The 18,250-nt window shown below is 44.0% G+C and carries 9 protein-coding genes; 1 reads left to right on the top strand and 8 read right to left on the bottom strand.

Going from position 1 to position 18,250, the window contains the following annotated elements; all coding sequences use genetic code 11:
- Positions 1-26: 26 nt before the first annotated feature.
- From ZOBGAL_RS22850 to galB, 6 genes are read right to left on the bottom strand one after another with little or no spacing between them, the layout of a single operon-like run.
- Positions 27-1,310, bottom strand: a complete 1,284-nt coding sequence (locus ZOBGAL_RS22850; protein ID WP_013994956.1) for a LamG domain-containing protein — start codon at positions 1,308-1,310, stop codon at positions 27-29.
- Positions 1,311-1,322: 12 nt separating this feature from the next.
- Complete coding sequence (locus ZOBGAL_RS17045) at positions 1,323-2,939, bottom strand: sulfatase-like hydrolase/transferase (RefSeq protein ID WP_013994957.1); 1,617 nt, start codon at positions 2,937-2,939, stop codon at positions 1,323-1,325.
- Positions 2,940-2,976: 37 nt separating this feature from the next.
- A complete protein-coding gene (locus ZOBGAL_RS17050; RefSeq protein ID WP_013994958.1) occupies positions 2,977-4,545 on the bottom strand; it encodes a sulfatase-like hydrolase/transferase in 1,569 nt (522 codons plus the stop codon).
- Between the two features lie 4 nt (positions 4,546-4,549).
- On the bottom strand, positions 4,550-5,938 hold the full coding sequence (locus ZOBGAL_RS17055) for a glycoside hydrolase family 28 protein (RefSeq protein WP_013994959.1): 1,389 nt from the start codon (positions 5,936-5,938) through the stop codon (positions 4,550-4,552).
- A 1-nt stretch (position 5,939) separates the two neighbouring features.
- Positions 5,940-7,343 (bottom strand): glycoside hydrolase family 28 protein, encoded by a 1,404-nt coding sequence (locus ZOBGAL_RS17060; protein WP_013994960.1) that lies wholly within the window; start codon positions 7,341-7,343, stop codon positions 5,940-5,942.
- 5 nt (positions 7,344-7,348) lie between these two features.
- On the bottom strand, positions 7,349-9,826 hold the full coding sequence (galB, locus tag ZOBGAL_RS17065) for a beta-galactosidase GalB (RefSeq protein WP_013994961.1): 2,478 nt from the start codon (positions 9,824-9,826) through the stop codon (positions 7,349-7,351).
- Between the two features lie 360 nt (positions 9,827-10,186).
- On the opposite strand from galB, the gene ZOBGAL_RS17070 reads away from it, so the two are divergent.
- Complete coding sequence (locus ZOBGAL_RS17070; protein WP_013994962.1) at positions 10,187-11,743, top strand: alpha-L-fucosidase; 1,557 nt, start codon at positions 10,187-10,189, stop codon at positions 11,741-11,743.
- Positions 11,744-11,952: 209 nt separating this feature from the next.
- On the opposite strand, the gene ZOBGAL_RS17075 is transcribed toward ZOBGAL_RS17070, so the two are convergent.
- Together ZOBGAL_RS17075 and ZOBGAL_RS17080 are read right to left on the bottom strand one after the other, a co-directional pair.
- Entirely contained in the window at positions 11,953-13,470 is a 1,518-nt protein-coding gene (locus tag ZOBGAL_RS17075) for a sulfatase-like hydrolase/transferase (protein ID WP_013994963.1), read from the bottom strand.
- Between the two features lie 167 nt (positions 13,471-13,637).
- Complete coding sequence (locus tag ZOBGAL_RS17080; RefSeq protein ID WP_013994964.1) at positions 13,638-17,879, bottom strand: two-component regulator propeller domain-containing protein; 4,242 nt, start codon at positions 17,877-17,879, stop codon at positions 13,638-13,640.
- Positions 17,880-18,250 lie beyond the last annotated feature (371 nt).

Raw genomic sequence — 18,250 nt, forward strand, 5'->3', positions numbered from 1 at the left:
TTATTTAAGTGAACGACCTAGGGACCTTATTTGGTCAAATGGATATAGACCGTACTTTCGTCAAGGCTATTTTTTTTATTCCCCTTTAACGGACGTATATGGGCCGAGAGCTTATAAGGGGATCCGAGCGGTAATTTTTGATCCAATTGCAAGGTGTATTCCAGGTTGGCATATCCGGCATAGGCCGTGAGAATCGCTTCCTTTATTTTTTTGCCTTCGTTGTCAAACAGTATAAATGCTATTTCACGGTCTTCGTTCGCTTGATACGAAAGGGGGATTTCTAGGGATTTTGATCGTTTGTGTTCGATGGTCGCACTAGGAAACGTTACGTTTTCGTGGTACAGTTTTAGGGTGGGGTCTTTTTCTACTTCGGAATTAGGGTCGTTTACATCGACCAATCGGTAGGCCCTGACCCAATCGTAATAGACTGTGTTCTTGCTCGGGTCAGATAGCTCTTCGGCATTAGGAAGTTCGATCCAGGGAAAAGGATAGGTTTCGTTTACCAGACGCATGTACATTGGCTGGTCAAAAGGTTTCTTCTTTACCTTGTCATAGAATTTTTGGTGTTTGGGCGGCCTGTTGTTATAGTAATAGCTAGCGGTGCTTTCATCGCGCCACCATCCTCCATAAACATTAAAGTCTTCGGAGGTAAGCTTGGCGTCTTCGAACTTTACTTGAGGTGCCCTGTGGTCATATTTTTTTCCGTTGCAATCGGTATACCAAAAATGGGCATTGGAATGCATGCCACTGGCAAAATAACTTCCATTGAAATCGCCTTCGCGTCCGATAGATTCATGAATGTCCCATTCCAAACCGTAGCGGTCACAATCCTTAGGCCCTTTGAAATTATTGGAGCTTGAAAACCAAAAGGTGGTAGACATCGTTGTGGCCGCGGCTTTGACGCGACATTCGTAATACCCGAATTTCGTCGCCTTTTTAGACACTACTGCGGCACCTGCTATGTTAAAGGTAATGTCTTTGCCGTAGGCATGTACAATAGTGTCTTTCTCTAATTTTTTTCCTTCCATCTTTAAAAACCCGTCTCCTACCGAAACCTGTGAGGACATAAAAAGACCTGGGGCCCTGCCGATCCAGGTCGGGTGGTGGTCGAGCCATTTGGTGGTGTCGAGTTCGGTACCGTTGAACTCGTCGGAAAAGTCAGGGTTTAGCACCCATCGCTTGCCCATAGGTGGTTTGGGTGGACCTTGGCGTGTTTCTTTGTCGGTGGAACTATAGGTTTTAGGGGGCTCTTGGGCAAAAAGATTGGCGTTTACAAGAACGAGGGTCAAAATAGCTTGTTTAAGAATCATTTTTAATAGGTATTATTTTTTTAAGATTAGCGGAGTTACGGGGCCTATGCCGTTCACCGGAGCGTCATGTGCCGTTTCATGAAGGTCATATTGAGGAATGACCCGCAATAGTTCATCGCGTTCTTTTCTATGGGCTTGCGATACTTTGCCCCAGTCGGTGATTTTTGGAAAACTGATCAGGTCTTCGGGTGTTCGGCTCACATCGTACCAGACATTGTTTCCATCCTTTAGAACAAGATTTCCTCTTACGATCTGGGTTTCCTTATGATATGCGTAAATCCAATTTCTATGTGTTTTTTTATCGGTAGTTAAAAACGGAAGCAAGCTTTCTCCGTTAATTTCGTAGCTGTCGGGTATTTCAACCTGGGCAATGTCGGCAATGGTAGGAAGCATATCTGAGATATTCACCAACACATCTTGTAAGCCTTTCTTGGTCATATGCATACCGGGGGCATAGATAATCAAGGGGACATGGGTTCCCTTTTGCGAAATAGGGCTCGATTTCCCATAACCGCTCGTACCATTGTCGGCACAGAAAATGAAAATGGTGTTGTTTTCGATACCGAGCTCCTTGAATTTGTTTATGTACTGCCAAACTTGATAATCGAGATAGTTGATGTGATGGTGGATACCACTTTCGGTAACCGTACCATGGGTGTTGTATACTCCCTTGTCTCCGGTGATATGGGGTTCGATACGGGAGTATTTGGTGCCGTCCCAGTTAATCTTCGGGGTGCCGGGCCATTTGTTTCCAGAACCTGGGTGAAGAAAGTCCCATGCATCATGACCTAGGTGGCTGGTGTGGTAAACAAAGAAGGGTTCGCCTTCCTTTTGTTTTCTTTCCATGAACTCAAAGATGAAATCGAGTTCTACATCGGGACCAAAGGTGTTCAGGCCAAATTCTTTTTTTGCCTTTTTAGTGTTCGGCCACCAAACCAGCTTTTTGTTGGTGCCCGGGTGGTTCATGAGTTGTACGTGCGGTTTCCAGTACCAACCGGATTGCACATAGCTTTTCTTGTGAATTTCTTTATTGGTATCCGCATTGAAAATCTTCTTTTTCCCGTTTACTTTTCTAGTCTCTAACCGGAAGTCCGTAGTATGAATGGCTTTGTTGTAAGAGCCTTCACCAGGGGTAAAACAGCCTTCGTCAAAAGCGAAGCCCTCTATGTTCATTTGGGTTTTTCCCGCCCAAAAAGTGGCATACCCACCCGCTTTGGCCACATTTGCAATGGAGTGGGGGGAACTATCGTATAAGTTCCAAGAGCCCTTGCCGTCGGGTGCCTTGCCCTTGTCTTTGTTATGCCACCATTTGTGTAAGTGGGCATATCTACCGGTCATCATCATGGCCCTACTTGGGCCGCATACCGTGGCTGCCCAAGCGGTCTTTATATAACAGCCTTCTTCGGCCAGTTGGTTTAGTACCGGGGTTTTGGCGCGGTATTGAATATCGGAGCTGTTGCCCCCTTTCGGAGGACTCCAAACCGTAGAACCGTAAATGGGAAGTTCCCGAGCGCTAATATCATCGGCATACAAAAGGATGATGTTCGGTTTTTCTTGGGCCATTGCATTGGAGGAAATGATGATGCTTCCTAGCAAGGCCCATAGGGTTTTGTGGTTTGTGACTTTCATTGTTCTGGTTTTGAAGCGGTTTTTAAATTGTCTGAATTCAATAAAACTCCCAAAACCCGTATTTCTCTCCCTCAATATTTTCCTTGATATCGCCCAATTCTTTGGCTTTCTCTTTCATTTCCTTACGCATGGTCTTCACCTGATCGGCGTATTCGGGAAAGAAGGAAAGGTCGTAGACTTCCCAAGGGTCGTTTTTTATATTGAACAATTGGGTAACACGGGATCCTTTTACGGTTTCACCATTTTTCTTGTCGTAATTTTTGGCGCGTACGTATTCGATGAGTTTATAATCCCCTTTTCTATAGGCCCTTTGGAATTGTTTGTAGGCATGATAGGTATAATCGCGAACACTGGCCTTCTCTTTGTTGATAACGGGCAATAGGCTTTTGCCGGTCACGGAACTTGGAATGTCTACACCTATAAAAGCGCAGATGGTAGGAAAGATATCGAAGTTATAGGCCAGGGCATCTCTCTTACTGCCTTTATCTTTTATGAGGTTTCCTGAAAAGATAAGGGGAATATGAACCCCGTCTTCGTCATAAATATTCTGTTTGCCCATCAGGCCATGGTTACCTACGGCCAGACCGCTATCACCGGCAAAAACGATTAGGGTATTCTTATAGGCCCCACTTTCTTTTAATGAAGCGATGACTTTGCCTATTTGGGCATCTAAATGGGTAATAATGGCATAATAATCGGAAAGTTCTTGTTTGGCTACTTCCGGTGTTCGAGGCCATACGGCCAGTTCTTCGTCCCTTAGGAACATATCGCCGTTGTCAAAAGGATGTTGCGCCATATAGGAAGGGGGGAGTACAATGTCTTCAACAGGGTACATATCTTTATATTCTTGTGGTGCCTGTCGTGGGTCGTGGGGCGCGTGAAATGCCAGATACATAAAGAAAGGATTTTTTTTCTTGTAGCCCTTAATATACTCTGAAGCACTTTCTGCATAGATTTCAGAGGTATGTGGGCCATTTTTCTTCGTACCGGTCGGACCTCTTTTATCTTCTTTGCTTATCGGTCTTCGAACGACTTTTCCGTTTTTATCATATTCCAATAGGTAGCCGTCTTCAAATTTGTAGTCGCCATCTTTTTTCCAATCCCACAAGGGCATACGAAAATGGTCGATGAGGTAAAGGCCTCTTGACATAAGCCGGTCTCCCGAATCGAAGGAGCGCGCCAAGGAAGCATTGTCTTGGTGCCATTTTCCCACGATATGGGTGTTGTAGTCATTAGCTTGCAACGCTTCGCCTATGGTGGTATGTTCGGGAGGAATACTGTGTCCTTGTCCCTGTAGATCGAATACGTTTCTTCCGGTCAATAGCATAGCCCTGCTAGGTACGCAAGTGGCCCCGGAAAATGCGCCCATCAAGTAACCGTTGGAAAATGATACCCCATCGGCTATCAAGGCATCTATATTTGGTGTTTTTACTTGCATTCCACCCAAGGCATGAACACCTGAAAAACGGTGGTCATCGGTATAGATGATGAGTACATTGGGTTGGTCTTTCTTTTTTGTTTTGCGCTTTTGGGCTTGGATAGGAAGGCCCAAGAGTGCGCTGAAAAAGACTAAAACGTAAACGGTGAATTGCTTTTTGAAATTCATAATGTTATTCTGATAGGGTTGTATGGGTGTCCACTAAAACTTGAGATTCTCTTTTATCGGTGCCGTTTAACGTGAACACGACGTTGTTGGTTTGCAGATTTTCTATATGTCTTCCGTAAAGGCCGTAGGCAGGCAGTACTGTAAAGAAGCTGAACTCAGGGTAGCGGGTTTCATCTTCCGCAACCGTGGCCATTGTGTGTTCTTCGATCCCACCACCGGGCAATTCCAGTTCAATGTTCTCTAGGAGGATTTTCCCGATTTTATGGTTGGGAGTGCCCGTCATCAATATACCTGAAGGCGGATTTACCCTAGAGCTATCGAGGGCCCGTGCACTGCCTTTTACATTTTTGATGATTACATCGGTAATAGAGCCAACTTCTTGTTTTTCGGCATTGCGATAGGTGCGTAGGCGTTCTCCAAGACGAATGAAAATGGGCATATCTACTCGGTCCATCTGAATACCGTCTATGGTCACATCGTGAATATTGGCCCCGTCAACACTCAAAACCTTGATACCGCCGCCCTTAGTATCGTAAATTTGGCAGTTTGTAATATCGATGTTGTACATATCTCCCATAGACTCCGTGCCGAACTTGATCGAACCCCAGTCGCTTCTGAGTTTGCAATCGCTAACCTGTACGTTATAGGTGGGTTTTGGACTCGTAGTTTTGATGCAAATGGCATCATCACCTGTATTGATGTCGCAGTTTTTAATAATGGCATCGTAACTGGAATCTAGATCAATACCATCGTTGTTTTTATGGGCATGGCTGTAAATAGATACGTTCTCGACCAGGATGTCATTGGATTGGTAGAAGTGGCATGTCCATGCGGCCGGTTGGCGTAAGTGAACATCCTGTACCTTAATCTGGGAGGAATTAACAAAGCGCAGAAGAAAGGGCCTGTTTGAGCCAAAACCTTCGGTTTGGGCAAGGTTCAGCTCCTTAATTTTTGCCTTTATATTTTTTGCAAGGAAGGCTTCCCCGTTTCCATCGATAGTCCCTTTTCCGGTTACGGCAATGTTCGTGGCATTTTTTGCGCCGATAAGGCAGTTGCCCCGTTTTTGTCCCGTAGCATCGGTAAAGGTATCGATGCTCTGGTAATCTAAGGGATTGGAGCTTCCTATCAGTTGGGCATCTTCGGCAATATGAAGCGTAACCTTGTCTTTCAGTAGCAGCGTTCCCGAAACATAATCCCCTTTATCAAGGATCACTGTACCGCCTCCTCCTTCGTTACAAGCGTCAATGGCACGCTGTATGGCTTCCGTATTTACGGTTTTTCCATTGGCAATGGCCCCAAAATCGGTAGCCTTGTAGACGTCTGATTTAGGGTTGCAGCCGACAAATAGCATACAGGCTATCAATAGACTTGTAAAGTGTAACTTATCCTTCATTTTAGTTGTTTTGGATTTGGTCTTTGCTGAGCTTTTTTTTGTTGAGGTAAATCCTGTTTACTTCCACGTTTTCAACATTTTTTAGGACTATGGGGGCTCTTTGGTCTTCGTTTATCGTTTTAATACTGAAATTGTCAACGACCAAGCCGTTGATATGGCGAGCGTAAAGTCCCGAAGCGGGCAGGGTACCGACCAAGCTGAATTCGGGCCACCAGCCATTAAGTACTTCTTGGGTGTATTCTTTGAGATCTGTTTTTTTTGCATCCTCCACCGTTCCTCCGCCGGATACCGTAAATTGAACATCCGTAATGGTAATGTCTTCTATACGATGTCCTGGAAACCCGGTCAAAAAAAAGGTTGAGTTTTTATCAAGCTTGGAATTGTCTACCACAATATTGCTAAAGCTAAAGTTGTGCATACTTTTTAGCGGCTCTAATTGGCCTTCCGGTGTATCGACTGAGGCACGTTGCTGGGCGAAGGTCATAAAAATGGGGCGTGGCACATTTTCCATCACCAAATTACTAAAGACCATGTTCTTCATTTCACCTCCTTCGCATTGCTGGATCTTAAGTCCCGAATCCTGAATATCCTTAAAAGTACAGTTGGTCACCGTAACCGATTCGATATTTCCCCGAGAGAGGAGGCCGATGCGCATTCCGCCCCATTTGGTACTAAAATGGCAATTGCTGACCGTAATGTTTTTGCAAGGTTTATCGGGTCTTGAGGCCTGCAGGCAAATGCTGTCGTCACTATTGTCAAAATTGCTGTTGGTTACGCGAACGTTCGTGCATCCGTCAAAATCGAGGCCGTCTCCGTTATTGTTTACCCGACTGATGATAGTGATGCCGCTCACCGAAATATTATCACAGTAGAGCCAAGCAGAGGTCCATGCGGCAGGGTTGATAAGGGTAATGTTATTCAGATGGATGTCTTTCACATTAACAAACCGAATCATCATAGGCCTGCCTCCTTTTTTCTTGTTGAAGTTTTTTTGATGTCCATTTCCGTCAATTGTACCATAACCCTCAATGGCAATGGAGCGTGCGTCTTTGGCAAAGATCAAACAACGGTCCATGTGCGGTTCGTTCTTGTACATGTTCTTATGGGTGTCCGTTGCGTAGTCACGGTAATTCGGGCTCCCAAGGAGTGTGGCTCCGTTTTCAATATGGAGGGTAACAAAATCCTTTAAGTAAATCGTACCCGTGACCACGGTTTTGCCGGCCGGAATCAAAACTCGGCCGCCGCCATTTTTGGTACAGGCATCAATAGCATCTTGAACGGCTCTGGTGTCTACCGTCACTCCATCTGCCTTAGCGCCATAGTCAAGCACATTAAAATCTGTGGCAACTGCCTGCCAATAAAACAATGAGCATATGGCAAAACAGATGAATTGAGATATTTTCATTTGGATTACTTTGTCCTTACTATGATTTTTGAGCTCTCTAGTCCTTTGGAAGTGGCTGATATTGTGATGTTCCCTGCTGCCTTGGCAGATTTCACTATAACTAAACATTTTCCGTTAAAAGCCTTGATCTTAGTGTCTTGAAACGATTCTAAAGAGGCTGGGTTTCCGTTGCCCACGGCAACAAGACTTCCTACGCCTTCAACGCTAAAGTGCACTTGGTTGTCGGCTAAGGGTATTAGGTTGCCATCGGCATCCGTAATATCGACCTCGATAAAGGAAAGGTCTTTTCCGTCTGCCGTGATTTCGGTACGATCTGGCGTTAGGCGAATGTTTGATGCCTTTTTAGCGGTTTTGATGGTTTTTTCGGCCACGGCTTTTCCGTCTTTATAACCAATTACTTTTAAGCTTCCGGGTTGGTAAGGAACATTCCAGCTTAATCTGTATTTAGATGTGTACATTCCTTTTTCAAATCCACGGAATTCCGCTGGGATATCGGTAGTATCGACTCCTTTTACTTTTCTTCCCATTGATTTTCCGTTCACGATCAATTCAACTTCATCGCAGTTGGTATAGGCGAATACGGGAATTTCTTCCCCTTCCTTTCCTTCCCAATTCCAATGTGGCAATACGTGAACCATAGGTTTTGTGGTCCATTGGCTTTGGTAGAGATAGTATCTGTCTTTGGGAAACCCACATAGATCTACTGGGGCAAAGTAAGAGGCATGTACGGGCCAATCGGCGTTCCAATAGCCATCCGTAGAATTGTCTCGGCCGCCATAAGGAGTGGGTTCGCCGAGATAATCGAAGCCCGTCCACATAAATTCCCCTAAAAAAGAAGGGTTTTCGGCCTGTACGTCAAATTCAACATCGGGAGGATAGGCCCAAGGTGGTCCTACCGTTACGTCGTAACTCGATACTTGCAGGGTTTCTTTTTGGTGGTCGTAAGTTATGGGCAGATGATAGGAGCCACGGCTACTGGTCTGCGATGAGGTTTCGGAGCCATAGAGGATCATACCGGGATTTTCCTTTATAGTAGCGGCATAATCATAAGGCTTGTAGTTCAGGCCAACGATATCTATCTGATAGGCTAGTTTGTTTTTAAAAGCCCCGCCGTAGTTGTTGAAACCGGCCGTGGTAGGTCGGGTATGGTCTTCATCGTGACAGATGTCGTTTAGCATTTTGGCGACTTTCCAACCGTCTTTTTCACGTTGTTCTATGATTTCGTTACCAATACTCCACATAATTATGGACGGATGGTTGCGGTCTCTCTTAATCATATCCCGTAAATCGCGTTCGTGCCATTCGTCAAAGAATTTGTTGTAACCGTTTATGACCTTTGGTATTTTCCATTCGTCAAAGGCTTCATCTATGACGACAATGCCTAGTTTATCGCAAACCTCGAGCATTTCGGGGGAAGGAGGGTTGTGACTTGTTCGCAAGGCATTTACCCCCATACTTTGCATAATTTGCATTTGGCGTTCGGTAGCCCTATAGTTTACCGCGGCACCCAAGGGACCAAGGTCATGGTGCATGCATACCCCGTTAAGTTCTACGGGCTTTTCATTAAGGAAGAATCCTTTTTTTGCATCGAAGGAAATGGTACGGATACCCAGGGTGCTGTGGTATTCGTCTATTAAGGTATTGCCCTTTTTGATCTGGGTCACTACTTCGTACAGATACGGATGTTCAATATCCCATCGGGTAGGGGAGTTTACTGCTATTTCTTCTATAACGACTTGCTCGGAAGATTTATCGAGTTTGATTTTTTGGCTGTTCGAGGCCACTTCCTTTTTATGGGCATCTAGAATTGTAGTGGTCATGGTCACCCTTGCTTTTTTGTCAACGGCATTCTTGACGGTCGTTTCTATTTTTACGATGGCCTTTTGATCGGAAACCTCGGGCGTGGTAATGTAGGTGCCCCATTGGGGAACATGAACGGGGCTGTTTATTTTTAGATAGGTATTTCGGTAGATACCCGCTCCGGAGTACCAGCGGGAAGCTAAATCTTCGGGGGCGACCCGAATGGAGATTACGTTTTCTTCCCCGAATTTGATGTAGGGCGTCAAATCGACTTCAAACCCCATATAGCCAAAAGGGCGTTCGCCTACGAAGGTTCCATTGATATAGACCTTGCTATTGTTCATAATACCATCGAAGGCAATTGCTATTTGTTGACCGGCGTATTTTTTGTCGATAGTAAAATGTTTGCGGTACCAAGCAGTACCGTGTACGGGCAAGCCCCCCGTACGGGCGTTGTATTTTTTGTCGAAGGGGCCTTCAATGGCCCAATCATGTGGTAGGTCTAATTGCCGCCAAGCGGCATCGTTAAACGAACTTTTTTCGGCTCCGGCGGGATCACCTTTTTGAAAACGCCAATCCGTATTGAAAGATATGTCGCCATAAGCGGCCTCGGTATTCAGTTGGGCGAATGAAAAAGAGAACTGTAGTAAAAGAATAAAAAGAAAGCTGTTTCGTAACATCATTTTACGTTAATATTTGTTGTGGTGAAATTCTAAAATAATTATGTGGAAAAAGACCACGTACAACCGAAAAAATAGAACAGATGGTTTTTTTGGCGGTTGCGGGCCCTAAGTGGTCCAAATTCGTCTCGGTTTGACTGGATATGCCGAAAATATCAGGAAAGCACCGATGTCAATTTATTGTCAAGTTCCAGACAGAAAGAGAAGCCTTGCTTTACTAGGTATAGGGCGACAAGAAATTTAAAATGCCCATTTGTTGTAGCCTTTAGAACATTCGTGGCGCGGCGATCGTCTATAAAAATAGAATTTAGCCAAGGTAAACATGACGGTAAAAAATAGCATCGTCAATAACAACCATTACTTATGAATTTAAAACACTTAGCGGCAATGTCTGTCGCTATTGTCTGTATTGCTTCTTGTGGTAGTTCAGATAAAAAGAAAGGGAAGAATACGGCTCAGTTGAGCGCTGCGGATACAGCTAAAGTGTTTCAGCCGAATTGGGAATCTATCAAGAAAAACTATAAAGACCCTAAATGGTTCAGCGATGATAAATTTGGAATTTTTATCCATTGGGGCGCCTATTCGGTACCTGCTTTTGGTTCGGAATGGTATCCTAGGCAGATGTATATGGATACCGCAACCTTTTCTGCTACCTTAAAACCCGGTAAGAAAGGACCCAATGCAACCTATACACATCATAAAAAGACCTGGGGAGATCAAAAGGAGTTTGGTTACAAAGATTTTATCCCCATGTTCAAGGCCGAAAAATTCGACGCCAAGGAATGGATCGACCTTTTTAAACGGTCGGGAGCCCGTTATGTGGTGCCGGTGGCGGATCACCACGATGGTTTTGCCATGTACAAATCGAATACGACCCGCTGGAATGCTTACGATATGGGCCCTAAAAGGGATGTCTTGGGCGAACTGTTCAAAGAGGGTAGGGCACAAGGCCTAAAGATGGGGGCATCGTCGCATTTTGCCTTTAACTGGTCTTTTTACAATAAGAAAGATAAGTTCGATACGGTAGACCCTGAGTACGCCGACCTATATTCGAGCAAAGGAAAAGACCTTAAGGAACCGGTTTCCGAAAAATTCAAAGAACGCTGGTGGAAGCGAACCATTGACTTGGTAGACAACTATCAACCTGATATTCTTTATTTTGACTTCTATGTAGATATTGAAGATTTTGCCGATTTACGACCTAAGTTGGCCGCTTACTACTATAATAAGGGTATTGAATGGGGAAAAGAGGTTTTGATCAACGATAAAAACTTTGGTCATGAGGCTTTTCCCGAAGGTACCGTAATCTATGACCTTGAAAGGGGGAAACTTCCGGGTATTCGTAAGTTGCCTTGGCAGACCGATACTTCAATAGGTAAAAATTCATGGTCGCACGTTACTAACTGGATTTCAAAAACCCCGAACCAAATTATCGATGATTTGGTAGACATTGTTTCTAAAAATGGAAACCTATTGTTGAACGTAGGCCCGAAGTCAGACGGAACCATTCCTGAGGACCAAAAGGAAATCTTGTTGCAGATCGGTGATTGGCTTGCCGTTAACGGTGATGCCATATATGATACCCGATATTGGAAAACCTTTGGAGAAGGTCCTACAGAGGTTAAGAAGGGACATCATTCCGAAGGAAAGAACAAAGAATTTACAGGACAAGACATTCGGTTTACCCAAAAGGGAGATAAGCTCTATGCTATTATGTTGGCTTGGCCGAAGGACGGTAAAATAGATATAGCCTCCCTAGGAAGTGCCAATGCATACGCCGAAGGTTTGGATATCAAGGGTGTAAGACTCTTGGGGAGCGAAGCTAAAATAGATTTTGAGCAAACCAAGGAAGCCCTTACGATTAAGGATTTAGGTGATAAATCGGGTGAATACGCCCATGTGTTAGAGATTTCGATTTAAGGGAAAGTTCTTTTAAAAGATTGTTTTTTTTGTGTTAGTTTTAAGTGCATCGATGTTTTATGGTCGATGCACTTTTTTGTTTGTTACACCGTAGGTTTACAGGGACTTATGCTGTCTGTGATGATGTTTTGGTACAAGCATAAAAAAATCCGGCCTGTTCATTGACTTATGAATAGGCCGGATTTTTAAGTTACTATGGCAAGCGTAGTTTACTTCTTTTCTTGGTAGTTTTGAAGCACCTTGCTTATGTCTAATGAATCGTCCATATCTTTTTGAAGTTGTATTAACTCGGCGAATAGGGTTTCAACCTTTTCCTTGTATTCAGGGTTGGAGGCCAAATCGTTCATTTCCTGTGGGTCGGCTTTAAGGTTGTATAGCAATACCACATCCATTTTCGGATAAACGATCAGTTTGTACCCATCCTTACGAATCATTCGCTGTAAGTCTCTATAGCCATTGTAGATGGCATCATAGTGACTTTCTTTGCGTTCCCCGTTTACGAGGTCTATAACACTGTTGAAAAATACATATTCAGGTTTTTCAATGCCGGCCAGTTCTAAACTGGTAACCATGGCATCCTGCAAATAGATATCGGCATCGATTTTTTTATTTTCGGGTATTTTCGGGCCAACGATCATAAAGGGGGCGCGTATGCTATGGTCAAATTGGCTTTGCTTTCCTATAAGACCGTGTTTCCCCATGGCCAGTCCGTGATCGGCCGTAAAGATGATATAGGTATTATCCATTTTTCCGGTTTTTTCCAATCCGTCCAAAATCTGGCCGATCTGAAAATCAAGATGGGAAATCAGGGCGTAGTACTCTTGGGTATGTTTTTTTATGGCGTATTCCGTTCTGGGGAAAGGCGCCAAGGCCTCATCCCTGAGACTTGGGCCGTTGCCCATTCCATCTTTATAAGGGTAGAGGGGGAGAAAGCTTTCGGGAACGCTGATGTTTTCGATAGGGTATAAGTCTACGAACTCTTGTGGGGCTTGTCTTGGATCGTGTGGGGCGTTAAAAGCCAGGTACATGAAGAAAGGCTTCTCGCTTGTTTTGGTCTGCTCAATAAAGCCAAGGGCATCGTCTTTTAAGACTTCGCTCCAGTGTTTGCCCCCTTGCCAGAAACCTCCGAACTTTTTATCGGTCGGGGTCCATGTGGTATCGTTCTCGTTCTGGGGCCTGTTATAGCCCACGGGCATAATATCTTCAGGTTTTTTTCCCGATTCCTTGAGTGTTTTGAACTTGGCGCCTATATTTTCCTTGGCCCATGCATCACCGGGCATTCCGGGGCGTACGTGGACCACATTCTGGAAAACGTTTTGGGCCTTGGCATCAACGTGCCATTTACCGGTCATATAGGTGTCGTAACCCGCACCTTCCATGAGTTTTCCCCAGGTTTTATCGAATTCTTTACCCTCGCTCCAATTGTGTCGGAACTCGCTGACTTCCCATAGTTTGCGTCCTGAAATGATCATGGCCCTTGAAGCGGCACAGATAGCGCCGTTCCATCCTCCCATGTTAAACGCATGGGTAAAGGTGGTCCCTTTTTGTACTAACTTATCTAGGTTGGGGGTTTGGATTTCTTTGTTACCCAAAGCATGGATGGCCGAATAGGTCATATCATCGGCGAAGATGAAAACTACATTGGGTTTTGGGGCGGGGACTTCTTTTTTTTCGGTTTTGCATGAAAAGAGCAGTACCGAGATAAGGGCAAGCGTTAATTTTTTCAAAGGATTAAATTTTAGGGTAATTGGTTTGTACTCTGGTTAAAAATGGTGTTGTAAATCTAATGAATCGAAATAGATATTATTCCGTTCGGGAGCTTTTCTTTAAGTAGTATCCATAGATCGCTATTTGATTTTATGTTAGATTATGGCCTTGTCATGCCAAGATGTGTTTATTCGGTATTGGCAGATTCTTTCTTCTTGCTGATTTGCTTTACGTATTCGCTGGGTACCACCCCGAACTGTTTTTTAAAACATTTCGAAAAGTACGATGCGGTGCTGAAACCGGTTTTGTACATGATTTCCTTAACCGAAAAGTTGCTTTGGTTGAAGAGTTGTACGGCGCGTTTTAAGCGTACACTTCTAATGAATTCACTCGACGATAATCCAGTGAGTTCCTTAAACTTTAAATAGAGCGTACTTCGGCTCAAGCCCATTTCCTTTACCAGCATTTCTACGTTGAAATCGGTGTTCATCATGTGTTTCTCGACAATGGCTATGGCCTGGCTCAAAAACTTCTCGTCCATGGAGGTGACGACTACTTCGCTCGGTTGTACGGTGATTTTCCTGTTGAAACGCTTTCTTAACGTTTCCCTGCGCTTGATTATATTCGAAAGCTTAAGCTTCAAAAGCTCAAAGTCAAAAGGTTTTCGCAAATATTCGTCCACACCCAGTTCAAGACTCTGTAACTCGCTTTCTTGTGAAGATTTGGCGGTCAGGATAATAATGGGGATATGACTCGTTTCGGGCTGGCTTTTTAAGATGCGGGAGAATTCAATACCGTCCATTACCGGCATAACAATGTCACAAATGACAATGTTCGGCATAACTTTTTTGGCTATTTCTAGTCCTTTTTTACCGTTTTCAGCCTTATATACGGTGTAGGTCTTGCCCAATACCTTACTGATAAAGGTGCGAATATCGGGGTTGTCGTCAACGACCAAAAGAACGGGCAGTTTAGATCTTGTCTTAGACATGCCTTCGTCAATAAGGTCATCGTTAAGGCCGATAGCGAAGGACTCGGTTTCGGAAGACCTTACCAAAAAGTCGTTGTCCGATACATCCTTGCAACTGATTTCGTCGATATCGGTATAGGCTTCTTTGTCTTTGGGAAGGTAAACAACAAATTTGGTGCCTTTTTCAGGCTTGCTATATACTTCTATTTTACCTTGGTGAAGCTCCACCAAGTTTTTAGTAAACGACAGTCCTATACCTATACCTTCCGGATTGATCTTTAGGTTCTTTTCATTTTCCTTTACCGAATTGAAACGTTCGAATATTTTTGACATTTTATCCTTAGGTATGCCTATACCCGAATCTTTGACCTTGATCACTACTTTGTTCTTTCCTTCAATGACTTCCTCCGAAATCTTAACCTTTATGTGTCCTCCGGCCTCGGTAAACTTGAAGGCGTTGGAGACCAGATTGTTCATGATTTTTTCAAGGGCCTCATGGTCAAACCAGGTTACCAAAGATGGTGAATCGGTATCTATTTCAAAATCTATAGATTGTTTGTGGGCCATAAATTGAAAGGGTTCGGCAACCTCACGAATGAATGCTACGATATCGCTATTTCGCATTACCAATCTCATTTTTCCTTGGGTAATCTTTCTAAAGTCGAGTAGTTGGGTGACCAAGCGCAGTAGGTAATTCGTGTTTTTCTGCATTAGGGCGAGCTGCTCCTTTAACGAGGTTTGGTCGAGGCTCGATAGGTTGTTCTGAACGTACTCCAATGGCCCCTTGATCAAGGTTAAGGGGGTTCTGAACTCATGGGAGATATTGGTAAAGAACTCCAGTTTCATTCGCTGTAATTCGGCAGACCTTTCGCGTTCGACCGATTCGAGTTCCAACTGGTGTTTTTCCGAGGTTCTGATAAAGGTATAGCGCCAGAATAGCCAAAGTAGGCCTAAAACCAAGAGGCCATAGAACACGTATGCGATGTTGGTGCGCCACCAGGGAGGAATGATACGGATATGGATCTTAGTAGGGTTTTCGTTCCAGACCCCATCGTTGTTCGAGGCTTTGACCTTAAAGGTATAGTCGCCGGGCTTAAGATTGGTGTAAGTGGCATATCTTTTCTTTGCATCGGTCTGGGTCCAGCCCTGATCAAAGCCTTCTAGCATGTAGGCAAATTGATTCTTGGTCGGAGCGGCGTAATGAAGGGCGGCAAACTCAAAGGAAAAGTTATTGTTACTATATTTTAATTCAAGGTCAGGGATTTTACTGATGTTTTTGTCGAGAATGACCCTTCCGTTTATTTCTTCGCCAATTCCTACGGATCGGTTGGAAATCAAAAGGTCGGTAATGACGGCCTTCGCTGGATATTTGTTTTCTCGGATATCATCGGGGTAGAAGGCATTGAAACCGTTTACGCCTCCGAAAAGCATTTCGCCATCGGCCCTTTTTAAACAGGCAAGCTCTTGAAATTCATTGTCTTGGAGTCCGTCACTTGAATTGTAGTTTTTAAAGGTTTCCTTTTCGGGGTCAAAACGCGAAAGGCCTTTGTTGGTGGAAAGCCATAGGTTTTGCTGGCCATCTTCCAAAATGCCTTTGATCACATTGTTCGGAAGGCCGTTTTGTGAGGTATAGTGCTTAAATGTGGGTGGTTGTTCATCGGTACCCGGTATCAGTTTGTTCAAACCGCCTCCGAAGGTGCCGATCCATATGGTGCCCGAGCTGCTTTCGTATAATGAAAGGCCATAGTTGTGGCTAATCGAGTTCGGGTCGTTGGGGTCGTTCTTGAATACGATAAACTTGGGCCGTTTCTTGTAGCGTTCCTTGGCCGATAACATGGTGAGGCCGTCTCCCGTGGCGAGCCAGATGTTGCCCTTTCGATCTTCGAGTATGCATCGTATAATATTGCTGGGAATGGAGCTAGGTTTTCCTGGATAAAAGCTGAACGACTGTTTTTTGAACTGTCCTATGGTGTCTGATTTTATCCAACGATGAACGCCCGAATTATAGGTGCCGATCCAGATATTTTCGTTGGAATCTGTCAAAAGGCTGAATACGCCATTATTCAAGTTCGTGCCGGTCAAATCTTCAGTAGATACCTTGTTCGGGTCGGAAATATCTAGAAAATAGAGGCCCGGAAATCCCTCTGAACCGATTAACAAAGTCTTTTTGGCGCCGATTTTGGTCTCTTCAATGGCAAAAATCTTTGAAATGGATCTAAAATGTTTAAAGTTATTGTACGACCCGCTATCGTTTTCCTTTTTCAACATATTGAGTCCACCACCTTCGGTACCGACCCAAAGGGTGCCGTTGCTGTCTTCGAACATGGCTCTGATTTTATCGTAGCTTAAGCTCTGTGGGGCGGAGGTGTTCCTTACATGTTGGAATTGTTTTCTTTCTGGATCGTAGGTATTGATGCCGCCCCCGTTCACGCCGATCCAAATAATACCTGTATCATCTATAAAGAGCGACCGGACGATATTCTTGCTCAAGCTGGTCGGGTCTTTGGGGTCGTATCTAAAACGTTTTAAAAAAACGGGCAGTCTATCATCGGTAAAATTCTCGAAATAATAGAGGCCGTTGTCGGATCCGGCCCAAATGTGATTGTCCTTGTCCAATAAAATATTGTTGAAATGCCCCTGAATAAAACGTTTGAAAGGTTCTTCCGGGTTTTTGGTCTGGCAATAGAGCCCTCTTCCCGTAGCCATAAAAAGGCGTCCAGTGGCGTCTTCCGTTATACTTTTGACATTGGTTTGGGGAAGACCGATCTCGGTAGTGACGTTTACAAAAAAATCATTGCCTTTTTCGTCTTTTTTCAGCCGGTGCAGGCCCGCTTTGCCTCCAACGTATAGACTGCCCTTTGTGTCTTCGTAGATCATACTTACGAAGGAACCGTCGTATTTGGCCATGGTAGTCGAAACCTGTGAATTAAAATGTTCAAAGCTTACCTTGTCGCCCGTTGTATTGAGATCTAATTTGTCGAGACCGTTTTTGGTGCCTACCCATAGGCGTTGTTTGCTATCGATAAAAACATCGGTGATGTGGTTGCTCGATATGCTCGTAGGATCATTGGGGTCATGTACGTATTGTGTGAATTTCCCGGTGGTGACATTGAAGAAATTGAGGCCGTTGCCCGTGGTACCGATCCAAAGATTTCCCTCATTATCGGCTACGATATCAAAAATCAGGTTACTGTTTATGTTATCGGGATGCTTGTCATCGAGATTGTATACGGTAAACTCATAACCGTCATATTTGTTGAGGCCGTCATGGGTGCCAAACCACATGAAACCATATTTGTCTTGATATATGGCATTGACATCACTTTGTGAGAGTCCGTCTTCCGTAGAAATATGTTGAAATGAAATTTGGTTTTGCCCTAAGGTCTTTATTGTCGGGCCAAGGTAAACAAGGACGAGAAACCAATATAAACTTATTCTTTTCGGTACTACAAACATCATTTAGTAAAATGAATTAAGGGTTATGGTCTGTCTAATGATCAATAGTTAATTGTTCTTTTTTTACTCGTGTGGACTCGTTTTAGGGTCCTATAAAGCTGTTAAGATCGCTTTGCCAAACATCATCCACGTTTGAGATACAAGGTAAGGTAAAACTAATATTTGAAATGGAGTAAATGGTTTTGATAATGGAACATATGATTAATCGAGCGGCTTTTTAAGCCTGTACACTCTTTTTTAGGATGCTTGTGCCTTATGGGTTTTGCTAACATAATATTAACGTTTAGGCCCTTTTCGATCCTTACTTCCCTCAATTCATCAAAGTACCTTCAGAAGCTTTGTTTTTACAGAATGTCTTCTATTTAAAAACTTGT

Source organism: Zobellia galactanivorans (assembly GCF_000973105.1).
Taxonomy (GTDB): Bacteria; Bacteroidota; Bacteroidia; order Flavobacteriales; family Flavobacteriaceae; genus Zobellia; species Zobellia galactanivorans.

What these genes read in the sequence shown, in the direction of transcription:
- ZOBGAL_RS22850 (WP_013994956.1), bottom strand. Translation starts at nt 1,310, where the DNA reads ATGATTCTTAAACAAGCTATTTTGACCCTCGTTCTTGTAAACGCCAAT.
- ZOBGAL_RS17045 (WP_013994957.1), bottom strand. Translation starts at nt 2,939, where the DNA reads ATGAAAGTCACAAACCACAAAACCCTATGGGCCTTGCTAGGAAGCATC.
- ZOBGAL_RS17050 (WP_013994958.1), bottom strand. Translation starts at nt 4,545, where the DNA reads ATGAATTTCAAAAAGCAATTCACCGTTTACGTTTTAGTCTTTTTCAGC.
- ZOBGAL_RS17055 (WP_013994959.1), bottom strand. Translation starts at nt 5,938, where the DNA reads ATGAAGGATAAGTTACACTTTACAAGTCTATTGATAGCCTGTATGCTA.
- ZOBGAL_RS17060 (WP_013994960.1), bottom strand. Translation starts at nt 7,343, where the DNA reads ATGAAAATATCTCAATTCATCTGTTTTGCCATATGCTCATTGTTTTAT.
- galB (WP_013994961.1), bottom strand. Translation starts at nt 9,826, where the DNA reads ATGATGTTACGAAACAGCTTTCTTTTTATTCTTTTACTACAGTTCTCT.
- ZOBGAL_RS17070 (WP_013994962.1), top strand. Translation starts at nt 10,187, where the DNA reads ATGAATTTAAAACACTTAGCGGCAATGTCTGTCGCTATTGTCTGTATT.
- ZOBGAL_RS17080 (WP_013994964.1), bottom strand. Translation starts at nt 17,879, where the DNA reads ATGATGTTTGTAGTACCGAAAAGAATAAGTTTATATTGGTTTCTCGTC.